Source organism: Actinomycetospora soli (assembly GCF_021026295.1).
Classification (GTDB): Bacteria; Actinomycetota; Actinomycetes; order Mycobacteriales; family Pseudonocardiaceae; genus Actinomycetospora; species Actinomycetospora soli.
In genome coordinates, this window is record NZ_JAJNDA010000015.1 from 16858 (window position 1) to 32840 (window position 15983).

10 protein-coding genes and 1 tRNA gene are annotated in these 15983 nt (G+C 74.9%); 4 read left to right on the top strand and 7 right to left on the bottom strand.

Going from position 1 to position 15983, the window contains the following annotated elements:
- Nucleotides 1-6: 6 nt before the first annotated feature.
- Nucleotides 7-5544, top strand: coding sequence for an ATP-binding protein (locus tag LN037_RS22350; RefSeq protein WP_230757079.1), 5538 nt, complete (start codon nt 7-9; stop codon nt 5542-5544).
- On the opposite strand, the gene LN037_RS22355 is transcribed toward LN037_RS22350, so the two are convergent.
- Complete coding sequence (locus LN037_RS22355) at nt 5525-6316, bottom strand: alpha/beta fold hydrolase (protein ID WP_230757088.1); 792 nt, start codon at nt 6314-6316, stop codon at nt 5525-5527. The genes LN037_RS22350 and LN037_RS22355 overlap by 20 nt on opposite strands.
- A gap of 42 nt (nt 6317-6358) precedes the next feature.
- Here LN037_RS22355 and LN037_RS22360 point away from each other — a divergent pair, with 42 nt between their 5' ends.
- Entirely contained in the window at nt 6359-6838 is a 480-nt protein-coding gene (locus tag LN037_RS22360) for a winged helix-turn-helix transcriptional regulator (protein WP_230757090.1), read from the top strand.
- Between the two features lie 72 nt (nt 6839-6910).
- Nucleotides 6911-7648, top strand: a complete 738-nt coding sequence (locus LN037_RS22365) for an enoyl-CoA hydratase (RefSeq protein ID WP_230757092.1) — start codon at nt 6911-6913, stop codon at nt 7646-7648.
- Between the two features lie 54 nt (nt 7649-7702).
- Here the strand turns inward: LN037_RS22365 and LN037_RS22370 are convergent, their stop codons facing one another.
- Both LN037_RS22370 and LN037_RS22375 read right to left on the bottom strand, forming a co-directional pair.
- Nucleotides 7703-9166 carry an HAD-IB family hydrolase gene (locus LN037_RS22370; RefSeq protein WP_230757093.1) on the bottom strand — a complete coding sequence of 488 codons (1464 nt, stop codon included), beginning with the start codon at nt 9164-9166 and terminating at the stop codon, nt 7703-7705.
- The gene (locus tag LN037_RS22375) at nt 9153-11612 is read right to left on the bottom strand and encodes a glycerol-3-phosphate 1-O-acyltransferase (RefSeq protein ID WP_230757094.1); all 2460 of its coding nucleotides are present in this window, start codon (nt 11610-11612) and stop codon (nt 9153-9155) included. The genes LN037_RS22370 and LN037_RS22375 overlap by 14 nt, the downstream gene beginning before the upstream one ends.
- A 162-nt stretch (nt 11613-11774) precedes the next feature.
- Between LN037_RS22375 and LN037_RS22380 the strand changes: the two genes are divergently transcribed.
- Complete coding sequence (locus LN037_RS22380; protein WP_230757095.1) at nt 11775-12791, top strand: alcohol dehydrogenase; 1017 nt, start codon at nt 11775-11777, stop codon at nt 12789-12791.
- Here the strand turns inward: LN037_RS22380 and LN037_RS22385 are convergent.
- From LN037_RS22385 to LN037_RS22400, 4 genes are all read right to left on the bottom strand, one after another.
- On the bottom strand, nt 12788-13837 hold the full coding sequence (locus LN037_RS22385; RefSeq protein WP_230757096.1) for a glycoside hydrolase family 18 protein: 1050 nt from the start codon (nt 13835-13837) through the stop codon (nt 12788-12790). The genes LN037_RS22380 and LN037_RS22385 overlap by 4 nt on opposite strands.
- On the bottom strand, nt 13834-14553 hold the full coding sequence (locus LN037_RS22390) for a hypothetical protein (protein WP_230757097.1): 720 nt from the start codon (nt 14551-14553) through the stop codon (nt 13834-13836). Before LN037_RS22390 ends, LN037_RS22385 begins: the two co-directional genes overlap by 4 nt.
- A 325-nt stretch (nt 14554-14878) precedes the next feature.
- A tRNA-Pro gene (locus LN037_RS22395) sits at nt 14879-14952 on the bottom strand.
- A 23-nt stretch (nt 14953-14975) separates the two neighbouring features.
- Nucleotides 14976-15983 (bottom strand): metallophosphoesterase, encoded by a 1008-nt coding sequence (locus LN037_RS22400; protein ID WP_230757103.1) that lies wholly within the window; start codon nt 15981-15983, stop codon nt 14976-14978.

The window sequence follows — 15983 nt, forward strand, 5'->3', positions numbered from 1 at the left end:
CACGCCATGGCGTCCGACGAAGGCCCCACGCCCTCCGCCGTGCGGCGGATCGCGATCGTCAATCGCGGCGAGGCGGCGGTCCGGCTCATCCACGCGGTGCGCGACATCAACGCCGAGCGCCGCGGTGCGGACCACGAGCCGATCCGCACCATCGCCCTGGCCACGGACGCGGAGCCCGCGGCGATGTTCGTGCGCGAGGCCGACGAGGTGTTCCCGCTCGGTGCGGCGGCGGACCGGCCCTACCTCGACCACGACCGGCTCCTCGAGGCCCTGGGCGCCGCCCGCGCCGACGCGGTGTGGGTGGGCTGGGGCTTCGTCGCGGAGGACCCGGGCTTCGCCCAGCGGTGCGCGGACGCGGGCATCACCTTCATCGGGCCGAGCGCGGAGGCGATGCGCCGACTCGGGGACAAGATCGGCGCGAAGCTGCTGGCCGAGGAGTCCGGGGTCCCCGTCGCCCCGTGGAGCGGCGGCGCGGTCGAGTCGCTCGACGCGGCGCTGGCGGCGGCGGAGACGATCGGCTACCCGCTCATGCTCAAGGCCGCCGCGGGCGGCGGCGGGCGCGGCATCCGGACGATCCGCGGGGCCGACGACCTGCGGGCGGCGTTCCAGAACACCCGCGACGAGGCACGCCGCGCGTTCGGCAGCGACGTCGTGTTCCTCGAGCGCCTGGTCACCGGCGCGCGGCACGTCGAGGTGCAGGTGATCGCCGACGCCCACGGCACGGCCTGGGCCCTCGGCGTGCGCGACTGCTCCGTGCAGCGTCGCAACCAGAAGATCATCGAGGAGTCCGCGTCGCCCCTGCTCACCGTCGAGCAGACCGACGACCTCAAGGCCTCGGCGGAGCGGCTCGCGCAGCGCGTGGGCTACTGCGGCGCCGGGACCGTCGAGTTCCTCTACCACCCCGGCGACAAGACGTTCTCCTTCCTCGAGGTGAACACGCGCCTGCAGGTCGAGCACCCGATCACCGAGGTCACCACCGGCACCGACCTCGTCCGGCTGCAGATCCACGTCGCGGGCGGCGGTCGGCTCACCGGGTCGAAGCCGCCCGAGGTCGGGCACGCGGTCGAGGCGCGGCTCAACGCCGAGGACCCGGACCGCGACTTCACACCCTCGCCGGGCCGGATCGAGCTGCTGGAGCTGCCCAGCGGGCCGGGCATCCGGGTCGACACGGGCGTGAGCCGCGGCGACGTCATCCCGCCGGACTTCGACTCCATGATCGCCAAGATCATCGCCTCCGGCCGCACCCGCGACGAGGCGCTGGCCCGGCTGCGACGGGCCGTCTCCGAGACCGCCGTGGTGGTCGAGGGCGGCGTGACCAACAAGAGCTTCGTGCTGGACCTGCTCGACCGCCCCGAGGTGATCGACGGCTCCGCCGACACCGGCTGGATCGACCGGGTCCGCGCCGAGGGCGGCCTCGTCGAGGACCGGCACTCGGGCATCGCGCTCGTCAGCGCGGCCATCGAGGCCTACGAGAGCGAGGAGCGCGTCGAGGTCACGCGGCTGCTCGAGACCGCCCGCGGCGGCCGCCCGCAGGTCGGGCACCTCTCCGCCCGCCCGTTCGACCTCAGCCTGCGCGGCCGCAGCCACCGCCTCGAGGTCTCGCGCATCGGCGCCCAGCGCTTCCGCGTCACCGTGGTCGGCTCCGACGGCGCCGAGGACCGCGTCGTGCACGCGACGGTGCACCCGCTCGACAGCCACCACCGCCGCGTGGTCGTCGGCGGCCGTGGCCACCGCGTGCTCTCCGCGACCCACGGCCCGGTCCACTTCGTCGAGGTCGACGGCGTCGCCCACCGCGTCAGCCGCGACGAGGGCGGCGTCGTCCGCGCCCCCGCGCCCGCGCTCGTCGTGGCCGCCCCGGTGTCCGTCGGCGACGAGGTCGCGGCCGGCGCCCCGGTGCTCGTGCTCGAGTCGATGAAGATGGAGACCCAGCTCCACGCCCCGTTCGCGGGCGTCCTGCGCGAGCTGCACGTCTCGACCGGCAGCCAGGTGGAGACGGGCACGCCGCTGGCCCGCCTCGAGCCGCTCGAGGACCCCGACGAGGCCGCCGCGCCGGACGACGAGGCCGCGGCCGAGCTCGATCTGCCCGACGCCGACGACGACGCCGGCGGCGCGCTCGACGAGCTGGTGGCGGTGCTGCTCGGCTACGACGTCGGGCCGGGCTCCGACGACGGCCGGGGCGGCCGGGGCACCGAGGCGGCCCTCGCCCGCTACCTCCCGGACCGCGACGCGCGCGCCGCGGCCGGCGAGGACGTCCGCGACGCCGAGATCGACCTGCTCGCGGTGTTCGCCGACTTCGCCGAGCTCTCCCGCAACCGGCCCGCCGACGAGGAGGCCCGCGCCGAACTGCGGGTGCACAGCCCCCGCGAGTACTTCCACACCTACCTGCAGAGCCTCGACGTCGAGCGCGCCGGCCTGCCGGACATGTTCACGACGAAGCTGCGCAGCGTCCTCGCGCACTACGGCATCGACGACCTCACCCGCACCCCCGAGCTGGAGCGGGTCGTCTTCCGCGTCTTCCTCGCCCAGGGCCGTTCCGCGCCCGACGTCGCGATCGTCACCGCGATCCTGCAGCGGTGGCTGGTGGAGCCCGCGATCGACGACGACCGCGCCGTCGGGGTCCGGGAGCTGCTCGACCGGCTGGTCCGCGCCATGCAGCGGCGCTTCCCCGCGGTCGGTGACCTCGCCCGCAGCGTCCGCTACCGCTGGTTCGACGAGCCCGTGGTCGCGAGCGAGCGGGCCGGCGCGCTGGAGGGCGTCGCCGCCGAGCTCGCCTACCTCGACGACCACCCCGACGCCCCCGACCGCGCGGAGCGGATCGAGGCGCTCGCCGCCACCCCGGAACGGGTCGTCGGCCTGCTCGCCGACCGGCTGCTGGCGGGCGTCCCGGTCCGGGAACCGCTGCTCGACGTCCTGACCCGCCGGCACTACCGCGGGTACGAGCTGGCCGGGATGACCACGCCCACCGTGGCCGACCGCCCGGGCATCGAGGCGGACTACGTCCTCGACGAGCGACCGACCCGGCTGGTGTCCACGGTCGGCCGGGTCGACGAGCTGACGCCCGACAGCGCGCTGGTCACGGCCCTCGGCGAGCGGGTCGCGGCCCACGACCCGGGACAGGCCGCCGTGGTCGACCTCTACCTCGCCTGGCCGGACGCGCCGGACGACCCCGAGGCCTGCTGCGCGGCGCTGCGCGAGCGGCTCGGCGCGACGGCGTTCGCGCACGCCGTGCGGCGCGTCGCGGTCGCCGTCTGCACGCCGGGCCGGCCGGTCGGCTACTTCACGATGCGGCCGGGCGAGGACGGCGGGCTCGTCGAGGACGACCTGGTCCGCGGCGTGCACCCGATGGTCGGGCGCCGCCTCGACCTCTGGCGGCTGCGCGACTTCGACATCACCCGCGTCGACGCCCCGGACGACGTGCTGCTCTACCACGCCGTCGCGAAGGACAACCCCGCCGACCAGCGCCTCGTCGCCCTCACCCAGGTCCGCGAGCTCGCCGTCGTGCGGGACGCGGACGGACGGGTCGCCTCGCTGCCGCAGGTCGAGCGGGCCATCGCGGACTGCGTGGAGGGCATCCGGCGGGCCCGGGCGGCGCGGTCGTCACGGTCGGTGCCGCTGGACATGAACCACGTCTGGATCCACATCTGGCCGCCGATCGAGGCGGAGCTGGAGCAGGTCACGGCGGTCCGGGCGAGCATCGCGCCGATCACGTCCGGGGCCGGGATCGACGAGGTCCTCGCGTCCGGCCGGATCGCCACGCCCGAGGGCACCTATCCGATCACCGGCCGGTTCTACTCCCAGCCCGGCGCCGGCGTGCAGTACTCCGTGGGACCGCCCCCCACCGAGCGGCTCGCGCCGATGGACGACTACGGCCAGAAGGTCATGCGCGCCCGCCGCCGCGGCACGGTGCACCCGCACGAGGTGCTGAACGTCGTGGCCGGGGACCAGGGCACGGTCGTGGAGCACGACCTCGACGACGCCGGCGCGCTGGTGCCGGTGGAGCGCGCGCCCGGCGGGAACACCGCGGGCATCGTCGTCGCCGTCGTCACCACCTCCACCGACGCCTACCTGGAGGGCGTCACGCGCGTGGTGCTCGCCGGCGACCCGACGAAGGCGCTGGGCGCGGTCTCCGAGCCGGAGTGCTCGCGGATCATCGCCGCGCTCGACCTCGCGGAGCGGATGCGGGTCCCGGTGGAGTGGTACGCGCTCTCGGCCGGGGCGCGGATCGCGATGCAGTCCGGCACCGAGAACATGGACTGGGTGGCGCGCGGCCTCAAGCGCATCATCGAGTTCACCCAGGCCGGCGGCGAGATCGACATCGTGGTCGCGGGGATCAACGTCGGCGCCCAGCCGTACTGGAACGCCGAGGCGACGATGCTCATGCACACCAAGGGCATCCTGGTGATGACGCCGGAGTCGGCGATGGTGCTCACCGGCAAGCAGTCGCTGGACTTCTCCGGCGGGGTCTCGGCCGAGGACAACTTCGGCATCGGCGGCTACGACCGCGTGATGGGCCCGAACGGCCAGGCGCAGTACTGGGCGCCGGACCTGGGCAGCGCCCGCGACATCGTGCTCGCCCACCACGAGCACACCTACGTCGTCCCCGGGGAGCCCGGGCCACGCCGCCTGCCGACCACCGACCCGGTCGACCGCGACATCACCACGGCGCCGCACGACTCGCCGGACTCGACCTTCACCACGATCGGCGAGATCTTCTCGTCGACCACCAACCCGGACCGCAAGAAGGCGTTCGACATCCGCACCGTGATGCGGGCGCTCGCCGACGCCGACCACCCGACGCTGGAGCGCTGGGCGGGCATGGCGGACGCGGACACGGCGGTGGTGTTCGACGCGCACCTCGGCGGCCACCCGGTCTGCCTGCTCGGCATCGAGTCGCGCTCCGTGCCCCGCCGCGGCTTCCCGCCGACCGACGGACCGGACACCTACACCGCGGGCACGCTGTTCCCGAAGTCGTCGAAGAAGGCGGCGCGGGCGATCAACGCCGCCAGCGGGAACCGGCCCGTCGTCGTGCTGGCGAACCTCTCCGGCTTCGACGGTTCCCCGGACTCGATGCGCAACATCCAGCTCGAGTACGGCGCCGAGATCGGCCGCGCGGTGGTCAACTTCGACGGGCCGATCGTCTTCTGCGTGATCTCGCGGTACCACGGCGGGGCGTTCGTCGTGTTCTCGAAGGCGCTCAACCCGCGCATGACGGTGCTTGCCGTCGAGGGCTCGTTCGCGTCGGTGATCGGCGGGGCGCCCGCCGCCGCGGTGGTGTTCGCCGCCGAGGTCGACAAGCGCACCGAGGCCGACCCGCGCGTCACCGAGCTCACCGAGGCGGTCCGCGGGGCCGACGAGGTGGACCGGGCGCCGATCGCCGCTCGGCTGCGGGAGGTCCGCACGGCGGTGCGCTCGGAGAAGCTCGGCGAGGTCGCGGCCGAGTTCGACCGGGTGCACAGCATCCACCGGGCCGTCGAGGTCGGGTCGGTGGACGCGGTGATCTCGGCGGACCAGATGCGCCCACGGATCATCGCGGCCCTGGGCTGATCGTCCCGACGATCCCCCGCCAGTCCCGCTCCGGCGGGAGCTGGTGGCCCATGCCCTCGACGATGACGAGCTCCGCCCCGGGGATCGCCGCCGCGAGGGCGCGGCCGTGGGGGAGCGGGAACACCGGGTCGGCGCTGCCGTGCACGACGGTGACCGGGAGCCCGGCGAGCGCGCCGAGGTCGTCGGGCCCGGGGGTCGGGTCCCCGGCGACCAGGAAGTGGTTGGTCGCGGACGCCGGGTCCTGCGTGCGGGCGACGACGTTCCGCGCGATGGCCCGGACCCGGTCCTCCTCGAACCTCCCGGGGCCGGCGCACGGCCGTTCGCCCTCGACGATCGCCTCCACCGGGTCGTCGGGTTCCCGGCCGGGCGCGAGGGACGGGTCGGGGCCCGGGAGACCGGTGATTCGGGGGTCGACGGGGGTGGTGGCGATCAGGGTCAGGCCGGTGACCCGCTCGCGATGGTGCAGGGCGAGCTCCTGCGCGATGCCGCCGCCCATCGAGAGCCCGACGAGGTGTGCCGCGCGGATCCCCAGGTGGTCGAGCACGCCGAGCGCGTCGGTCGTCAGGTCCGCCCCGGTGTAGCCGGGCGCGCCCGGAGGCCAGTACTCGGCCTCGCCGGTGTCGCGGTGGTCGTAGCGGACCACCCGGAGGCCCCGCTCCACGAGGGGCGCCGTGGCGATCTCGTCCCACCAGTCGCGGGACCAGGTCGCGCCCCCGATCAGCAGGACGGGCGACCCGTCGTCGGGACCGAGGGACTCGGCTGGTGGCAACATGCAACCAGTTCTAGCGGCAAGCGGTGGTAAAGTGCAAGCACCATGGAGACCCGGTCCGGCTGTCCGATCAACCAGGCGGTGGAGGCCTTCGGCGACCGCTGGAGCCTGCTCGTGCTCCGCGACATCACCTTCGGTGGGCGGCGGCACTTCCGGGAGTTGCTCGCCGGCTCGCAGGAGGGGATCGCGTCGAACATCCTCGCCGACCGGCTGAAGCGGCTCGTCGAGAGCGGGCTGCTCACGCGGGACGACCCGGGCCGCGGCCGACGGGCGACCTACAGCCTCACCGAGGCCGCGATCCAGCTCGTCCCGGTGTACGCGGCCCTCGGCTCGTGGGGGCTGCGGCACCGCGGGACCTCCACGCCGCTGCGGGTGCGGGCCGAGCTGCTCGAGGCGGGCGGCCCGGAGCTGTGGGCGGAGTTCATGGCCGAGCTGCGCGCGGTGCACCTCGGCGCGCCGGCCCCGGACGGCCCGTCGGCGACGGAGAGACTGGCGGCGGCGTACGCGGCGGCCGCGGATTCCTGACGGCGGGTGTCAGCCGTGTGCCGCCGCTGACGTCGGGTGTCAGCCGTGGGCCACCGCTGACACGATGGCGCCGTGATCGAGACGCACGCCCACGACGCGGTGACCGAGCTGCGGATCGCCCGCCCGGAGCGCCGCAACGCCCTGGACACCGCGCACTGCCGCGACCTGCACGCCGCGCTGGACACGGCGGTCGCCGGGGGCACCCGGGCCGTGGTGCTGACCGGTGAGGGCACGGCGTTCTGCTCGGGCGCCGACCTGCACACGGTGGGCGACGCCGGGTTCCTCGACGCCCTCTACGCGGTGCTGCAGCGGGTGGTCGGGGTCGAGGTCCCGGTGATCGCGGCGGTGCAGGGCCCGGCGATCGGCGCTGGCACCCAGCTCGCGCTCGCGGCCGACCTGCGGGTCTGCTCCGACCGGGCGGTGTTCGGGCTGCCGACGGCCGCGCTGGGGCTCGCCGTCGACCCGTGGACCGTGCGGCGCCTCGCCCTGCTGGCCGGGGGCGGTCCGGCGCGCCGGATGCTGCTGACCTGCGAGCGGCTCGACGTCACCGCGGCCGCGGGCCTCGTCGACCGACTCGCCGACGATCCCCGCGCGGCCGCCCTGAGCTGGGCGGCCGAGGTCGCGGAGCTCGCCCCCCTCACGCTCGCCTACAACAAGCTCGCGGTGAACCGGCTGCTGGAGGACCCGACCGATCCGGAGACCCTCGACGCCGTCGCGGCCGGGTTCAGCGCGTGCTGGGCCAGCGAGGACCTCGCCGAGGGCCGCCGCGCCCGCGAGGAGAAGCGGGCACCCCGGTTCGTCGGGCACTGAGCGTGTCGACCTGCTGACGCCGGACGTCAGCGGTGGGCCACGGCTGCCGCCGGGTCAGTCCTCGCCCGGCCAGTTCGCCAGCGTGTCCAGGTACTGCTGCCGCACGCCCTCCACGTTCTCGTCCAGGTCCTTCGGGTCCCACGACGAGACGTCGATCGGCGGCAGCACCGCGACCTGCACGGTGCCGGGGTGGATGACCATGGCGTTGCGGCTCATCAGCGCCCCGGTGTTCCGGAACACCAGCGGGATCACCGGCACGCCCGCCTGCATCGCGAGGTGGAACGCGCCCTTCTTGAACCGGCCCGGGCTCGGCGTCGCCGACCGCGTGCCCTCGGGGGCGATGACCACCGAGACGCCCGAGCGCAGACGCTCGACGGCGGGTTCGAGGGCCTTGCGGGCCTGCGCGTTGTCGGCGCGGTCGATGAACGCCGTCTCCAGCAACCGCATGAGCGGGCCGAACAGCGGGTTGTTGGCCAGCTCCATCTTCGCCACCGGGGCGAAGTTGCCGCGCAGCAGGCCGCCGAGCACCAGCACGTCGAGCTGGCTCTGGTGGTTGAACAGGAAGACCGCGGGCTGGTTCTCCCAGATGTGGTGCCCGCCGACGACGTCGAGGGTGACCCCCGAGGCCAGCAGCGACAGGTCCCCGCCCAGGCCGATGCCCAGGTTGAGCCCCGCTCGGCGGGACCCGCCGAGCAGGCCCAGCCCCAGTCCCGTCACGAACCCGCCCATCATCCCGGCGTAGGTGCCGACGGTCCGGGCGACCTCGACGGGCCCGGTCCAGGGCCGGCCCGGGAAGTCGATGGTCGGCCAGCCGCGCTCGGCCGCGGCGCGACGCAGGCCCGACGACGGGTTCACCGCGGTCGGGCGCCCGACGGTCGCGAGGAAGGGCACGTCCTCGTTGCCGTTGGAGTAGGCGAAGCTCGCCTCGAGATCGATCTGGTGGGCGGCGGCGAAGTCCTTGACCGCCGCGGCCTTGCCCTCGCCGTAGGGGCTGCGGCCGTCGGGGCGGCCGGTGATCCGGCCGTCCTCGCCGACCTCCAGGGCCGTGTAGATGGTGTGGTCGACGCCGAGGGCCTCGGCGGCGGGCCCGACCTGGAACCGCGTGGCCGACGACGCCAGCACCACGGTGTGGCCCCGCTCGAGGTGGGCGCGCACCAGGCGCCACGCCTCCGGGTACACCGACGGTCCGATCTCGTCGCGGAACAGCTGCCGCCCGAGGGACTCCAGCTCCTCGGGCGTCCGGCCGGCCCAGCTGCGCAGGGTGATGCCGAGGAACTTGGTGAAGTCCTCCTCGGTCTCCAGCGACTGGCTGCCCGCCGCCGCGAGCGTGCGGACCGTCGTCGGCACGTCGATGTCGAGGTGGGTGATGTGGTGACGCATGAACGAGACCACCGAGTACCCGGCGATCACGGTGCCGTCGAAGTCGAAGAACGCCCCGACCGACGGTCCCTCGGGGGCCTCGCGGACGTCGGCGAGCAGGGACTCGGGGCTGGGGCTCGACACGCTAGGGCCTGACACCGGTGCTCTCCTGTCGGTTGCGGGCATCGGTCTCGTCGATGCGCACGACCCGGCCGACCACGGCGCGGATCTCCTCGGCGAATTCCCGACGACGGGTCGCGAGGCCCACGAGGGCCTCGGGCGTCGCGTCCTCGGGCAACTGCACGAGTCCCCTGTTCCCCGCCAGACGCAGTGCCGATGCGAACAACTCGCGGGACAACGCCTCCGGGCCGTGCAGCCGCCCCTGCAGGAGGAGCTGGCGGCCGACCGCGAGGCAGTCGTCGAAGAGCTCGTCGTCGACGACCGGCGTCGCCACGTCCCACGCGGCGAGGCGCTGCGCGAGCAGCCACTGGGCGTCGACGAAGGAGCGCAGCACGCGGTGGGCGCAGAGGAACTTGCTCGCGAGCAGCACCTCCTTCGTGCGCGCCACGGGCCGTCCGACCTCGGTCCAGTCCGGGTCGATCAGCGTCAGCTCGTCGGCCAGCTCGGCGCGGAAGGTCTCCTTGTCGGGGAAGAAGAACTCGTACTTGAGCAGGTCGCGCAGCGCGAGGGCGTGGGTGAAGCCCGCCGCGAGCGCCTCCCGCCCGTCGTCGGCGTCGTCGACCTCGAGCACGGACAGTTCGACGATCGCGCGGTTGACGAAGTGGTGGATCGCGGAGTTGCGGTAGAACGCGGCGACGATGTGGTGGCCCGGCTCGATCGAGAACACCGGCTCGGTGCCCTCGGTGTAGGCGGTGACCACCTTCTCCTGCCGCAGCGCCAGCAGCGCCTCGGCGACGCCGCCGTTGGTACGCAGCGACCCGATCCCGGTGTGCGGGAGCTTGCGGGCCTCGACGTAGTCGAGCACCGGCTCCACGACGCGGCGGACCTGGGACAGGGTCAGCGCCCGGTCGCGGACCCCGAGCAGCGCGAGCGCGGCCATCGCGATCGGCGTCACCGGGGTGACCCGGTTGATCCGCACGAAGACCTCGAACGCGGTCTTCTGCAGCGCGAGCCGGCGGGCCGCGGAGTCGGTGGCGTCGCCGTCGATGAGGTCGGGGTCGCGCTCGAGCGCCGGGTCGCCCGCCGTCGAGAGCGCCTGCCGCAGCGAGAGCGGCTCGCCGAAGGCGACGTGCAGCGACCCGACCCGGCGCCGCTGGGCCCGCGCGTACCCGGCGAGCCACCGCAGGCCCTCGGGGGTCTTCGTCCCGCCCGTCTGCTCGACGGCCATCTGGTGCACTTCCTGGAGCTGGTCGTGCGTGATCGACACCGGCACCAGGAACACGTCGGAGGTGCGGCGGGTCTCCACCGCGTGCGCGACGTCGGAGAGCAGGCCGTACTTCGGGGGCCGCAGCTTGCCCGTACGGGTGCGCCCGCCCTCCATGTACCACTCGAGGTTGAAGCGCTTGGCCGCGAGCCACGAGAAGTACTCGCGGACCATCGCCTTGTAGACCGAGTCCTTGCCGAAGCTGCGGCGGATGAAGATGATCCCGCTGCGCCGGGCCAGCGACTCCAGGCCCCAGATCCGCAGGTTGTTGCCGCCGAGGACGTGGTTGCGCGGGAAGTCGTTCTCCCGCAGCACCTCGGCCAGCACGAACGGGTCGGTGTAGGACCGGTGCGAGGGCAGGAACACGAGGGCGTGCTGGGCGTTCAGCGCGCGCAGCGGCTCGAGGCCGCTGGTGTCGGCGTGGACCTCCCAGGCCCGCTCGTGCATGGGGCGCAGCACGCCGGAGAACATGTCGACCGCGGTCGGGTCCATCGCGGCGACGAGCCCCTGCAGCTGCTTCTCCGCCTCGGCCGCGACCTGCTCCTCGGGCTCGCCGGTCTCCTGCGCGAGCCGTCGGACCTCGCGGGCGAAGTGGGCCCCGCCGACGATCTGGTCGGCCACCTCCCGCGGCACCTTCGAGCGGTTGCCGAGCACGCTGCGCTCGGCCCGGTCGAGGGCGAGCGCGGCCTGCTGGGTGACGAACCGGACGAAGTCCGCGGTCTCGGTCGACATCCGTTCGCGGCGGTGGCGCACGAGCAGCTCGCGCACGGTGGCCGGGCGGCCCACCACGACCCGGTGGCGCTGCCGGTCGGTGCGTTCCTGCTGGGCCCGGGCGGCGCGGGCCCGGTCGCGCAGCTTGGATCGGCGGGTGACGGCGTCGAGGACGCGCAGCAACGGCTTCGTCGGCACGGCCTCGCCGCCCGGCTCCCAGACCAGGCGCACGGGGACGAGCAGCGGGTTGTCGCCGCGGGTGAGGCGGGCGGCGAGCTCGCCGCCCTCGGCGGGCACGGTCTCCACCGCGCGGCCGTTGAGCGTGGCGTTCGCGGCGAGCCACCGGTCGATGAGGCGCCGCTCGAGCACGCTCGGCGCGTCGACGAGGACCACCAGCTGGCGGTCGCCGGAGTCCGGGAGGGCGCCGCCCACGGGGCGCGGCACGACCCTGCCCAGCGGACCCGACCTGTCGTCGGGAACGGGGTGGGCGGAGACCGGATCAGCTCCCACGGTGTGCACCTCCCGCGCCGGACCCCACGGCCTCGAGACGGCGGCGACGGGGGTGGGACCACCCTACCCGGCGGACCGGTCCCGGCTGATCGTCACGCGTCGTGGTTCCGATGCAGGGGTACGCATCGGTTCGACGAGGTCCCACGACGATGGAGTGACGACGTGCGTGCAGTGCAGGTGCCCCAGGCCGGCGGCGAGTTCGAGCTGGTGGAGCGCGATCTGCCCGAACCCGGCGAGGGCGAGGTGCGGGTGACGGTGCAGGCCTGCGGGGTGTGCCATTCGGACATGTTCGCCAAGGAGGGCGTGATGGGGGACGCGACGCCGTTCCCGATCGTCCCCGGCCACGAGATCGTCGGGCTGGTCGACGCCGTGGGCGAGCACGTGCGCGGGGACTGGACGCCCGGCGACCGCGTGGGCGTCGGCTGGTTCGGCGGCGCCTGCTACCACTGCGAGTCCTGTCGGCGCGGCGACTTCATCACCTGCGCCAACGGCCGCATCCCCGGCGTGACCTTCGACGGCGGCTACGCCGACGCCGTCGTCGTCCCGGCCGACGCCCTGGCCCGGGTGCCCGACGAGCTGTCCTCCGAGGAGGCCGCGCCGCTGCTGTGCGCCGGCGTCACGACCTACCACGCGCTGCGCTCGAGCGTCGTCCGTCCCGGCGACCGCGTCGCCGTGCAGGGCATCGGCGGCCTCGGGCACCTGGCGATCCAGTTCGCGGCCCGGATGGGCTGCGAGGTCGTCGCGATCTCGCGGGGCACGGCGAAGGCGGACCTGGCCAAGCAGCTCGGGGCGCACCAGCACGTCGACTCGGAGGCGACCGACCCCGGCGAGGCGCTCGCGGCGATGGGCGGGGCCACCGTGATCGTCGCGACGGCGACCGACGGCGGCGCGATCTCCGCGCTGGTGCCGGGGCTCGCGCCGCGCGGCCAGCTGATCGTCGTCGGCGCCGCGGAGACGCCGCTGACGATCGAGGCGATGTCGCTGATCGGGCCGGCCGCCCAGGTCGTGGGCCACCCGTCGGGCACGTCCAAGGACTCCGAGGACACCCTGAACTTCTCCCGCATCACCGGTGTGCGACCGATGATCGAGACGATGCCGTTGGAGCGGGCGGCCGAGGCCTACGCGACGATGATGGCGAACGACGCCCGCTTCCGGATGGTCCTGACGACGGGGAACTAGAACCGCTGCAGGGCCCGGGTGAAGGCCCAGGGCTCCTGGGCGATCCCGCTGCAGTCGTCGGCCTCGGTCGCGGTGCCGGGACAGCCCCCGTTGTCCCGCATCAGCGACCAGGCCCCGACGTAGCCGTAGCCCCGGGCGCGGGCGCCGTCGACCACGGCGGCCGCGTCGGCGACGGTGGTGGTCTCCGCGGTGTCGTTGCGGCCGATCATCGGCGTCAGCCCGATCCGCCGGGCGACGTCGGCGGGGTCGCTGCCCGGCCAGAGCCGCTGCAGCGCGGCGAGCGAGAGGTCGGCCGCGTCGAGCATCGACTCGGCCCAGGCGCCGCGCTGCTCGAAGTTCATGACCATGAGGTTGACGCGGGCGGCGACGCCCCGCGCGGACACGGTCTCGACGAGTTCCCGCGCGTCGTCGGTCATACCGGCGTCCGCGCCCTCGACCTGGACGGTCAGCGTGATCCGTGCGCCCCGCCGCTCCTGCAGCAGCGCCAGGGCGTCGGCGACGCGGTCCGTCGACACGGCGCGGCCCTTGTCGGTCTCGATGTCGACGTCGAGGTGGTCGGTCCCGACGACGTCGAGCGCCTGCCCGTAGGCCCGCGCCAGCGCCTCCGCGTCCGGGCACCGGGTCTCGAGGTAGTCACCGACCGCGCCGCCGGAGGACACCGTCACCGTGCCGCCGCGGCTCCTGAGCCCGGCGATCGAGGCCTGCACGGCGGGGTCGGTCAGCGGCGTGGTGCCGCCCCAGGTGGGGACGCAGCCCGCGCCGGCGAGGACGAACGCGAGCACCACGTCGCGCTGACCGGAGGCGTCCGCGACGGCACCGAGGTCGGGCAGGGGCGGCGTCGTCAGGTCGACGTACGGGGCGACGCGGGTGGTCGGGAGCGGCCCGTCGGGCGCCCGCGGGCCGGGGCGGGTCGGCGCGGAGGAGGTGGGGCCGGCGACGGTGGGCGAGCTCTGGGCGGTGCGGACCGGGGAGGGCAGCACCGCGAGCACGACGAGCACCACCGTCAGCAGCGCGCCGGCGAGCGCGGCGCGCAGCGCGACGATCACGTGTTCCGGAGCCTCGTGTCCGCCGCGGCGGGCTCGGTCTTCTGCTCCGGCACCGCGGGGGCCTGGACCTCGGGCTCCTTCTCCACCGGGGCGGGCACGACCGGGGCCGGGGCCGGGGCCGGGGCCGGCGCCACCGGGGCCGGGGCGACCCGACGCGGCGCGGTGGTGCGCGGGGCGACCTTCTTCGGGGTGGTCGTCCGCTTCTTCGCCGGCGCCTTCGTCGTCGTCGTGGTGACGTCGTCCGCCGGGGTCGCGACGATCGGGCTCGGGACGGGGGCGGGGACGACCGGGGCGGCGGGCGCGAGGGAGGCACCGTTGGCGACGGGCGCGGGTCCGCCTCCGACCGGCCCGGTCGCGCCGGCGAGCGCCCCGGTCACGACGACGCCCACGTAGCCCGCGGCCAGCGTGGCCGCGGCGACGGCGAGGCCCTTGAAGCGGCGGGCGCGGCGACCGCTTCCGTCGACGAAGATCGGGCCGGCCTTGGCGCGGTCGCCGGGCGAGTTCGGGATGAGCGTGGTGGTGGCGCGCGCGGAGACGTCGTCGGAGGAGCTGCGCCGCGCCGACACGCCGCGGATGTCCTCCGGGGCGCTGCGCCGGGCGGGCGCGGCGGCGGTCGGGGTGTGCTCGGTGACCGGCTCGGGCGCGGGCCGGGGCGCGGGCAGCGGAGCCCGCGTCGGCACGGGCCGGGGGGCCGCGACCGTGCGGGGCGCCGGCACCGCGATGGTGCGGGCGGTCGTCCCCCGGGGTGACGGGAGGTGGCCGGGAAGCCTCCGATCGGCGGAATCGAGCACCGTGTAGCGGCGCGCTGGTCCGTCCGTCGCGCGGTGATTGGCCATGATTCGTCCCTGCCGTCCCCGATCGGTGATCGACGCCCCTCCGGGCGTCACCCGTACGAGGTATCGGGGCAGAGGATGTCACCGTTACCTCACGGTGACCAGTTCGTGCCCGGTTCCGTGTGATCGAGGAGATAGGCGACCCGGAGGGCGCGGGAACGAGAACGGCCCCGGCTCTCCTGGGAGAACCGGGGCCGGACCGTGTGTGTCGGGGTGGCGGGATTCGAACCCACGACCTCCTCGTCCCGAACGAGGCGCGCTACCAAGCTGCGCCACACCCCGAGCGTGTCGCTCTGGTTCAGAGCCTACCTGGTGGGTCCGACGGGCCGGGACGGGGGCCGGGTGTCCCCGCCCACCGTCGCGTCGAGCGCCGTCGGACCGGTGCCGCGGGCCGGCACCAGCTCGAGCAGCGTGGCCTCCGGGCGGCAGCAGAACCGGGCGGGCGCCCACGGGGAGGTCCCCAGGCCCGCGGACACGTGCAGCCGCGTGTGCGAGCCCCAGCGCGACGGTCCCTTGACGCGGCTGCGGTCGATGCCGCAGTTCGTGACGAGCGCGCCGTACCCGGGGAGACAGAGCTGCCCGCCGTGGGTGTGTCCGGCGAGCACCAGGTCGTAGCCGTCCGCGGCGAACCCGTCGAGCACGCGGGGCTCGGGGGAGTGGGTGAGCCCCAGCCGCAGCACCGGCGGCCCGTCGTCGGGACCGGTCGACGGATCGGCGGGCCCGGCGATGCGGTCGTGGTCGTCACGGCCGATGTGCGGGTCGTCCACCCCGGCGACCGCGATCCGCTGGCCGGCGACGGTGAGCTCGAGGCGGGTGTGCGTGGCGTCCTGCCAGCCGTGCTCCACGAACACCGCCCGCAGGTCGCGCCAGGGGAGCTCCGGGCCCAGGACGCGGTGCTCGGGCCGGAACAGGTAGTTCGCCGGGTTCTTCGGGCGCGGGCCGTGGTAGTCGTTGCTGCCGAAGACGAAGACCCCGGGCCGGTCGAGCAGCCGCCCGAGGGCGCGCAGGACCACGGGCACGCCGCGCGGGTGCGAGAGGTTGTCCCCGGTGTTCACGACGAGGTCGGGCTCGAGCTCGGCGAGGCCCGCCACGAACCGCTCCTCGAGCCGCTGCCCGGGGCGCAGGTGCAGGTCGGAGACGTGCAGCACCCGCAGGGGACGGGCGCCGGGGGCGAGGACCGGCATCGTCACGCGGCGCAGCGCGAACCAGTGCCGCTCGACCACCGTGGCGTACCCGAGCCCGAGGGCGCCGGCGGCGCTCGCGCCGAGGGCGAGGCGCCCCGTCGTCCGGACGAGCCCGCGCAGGTCCGCCAC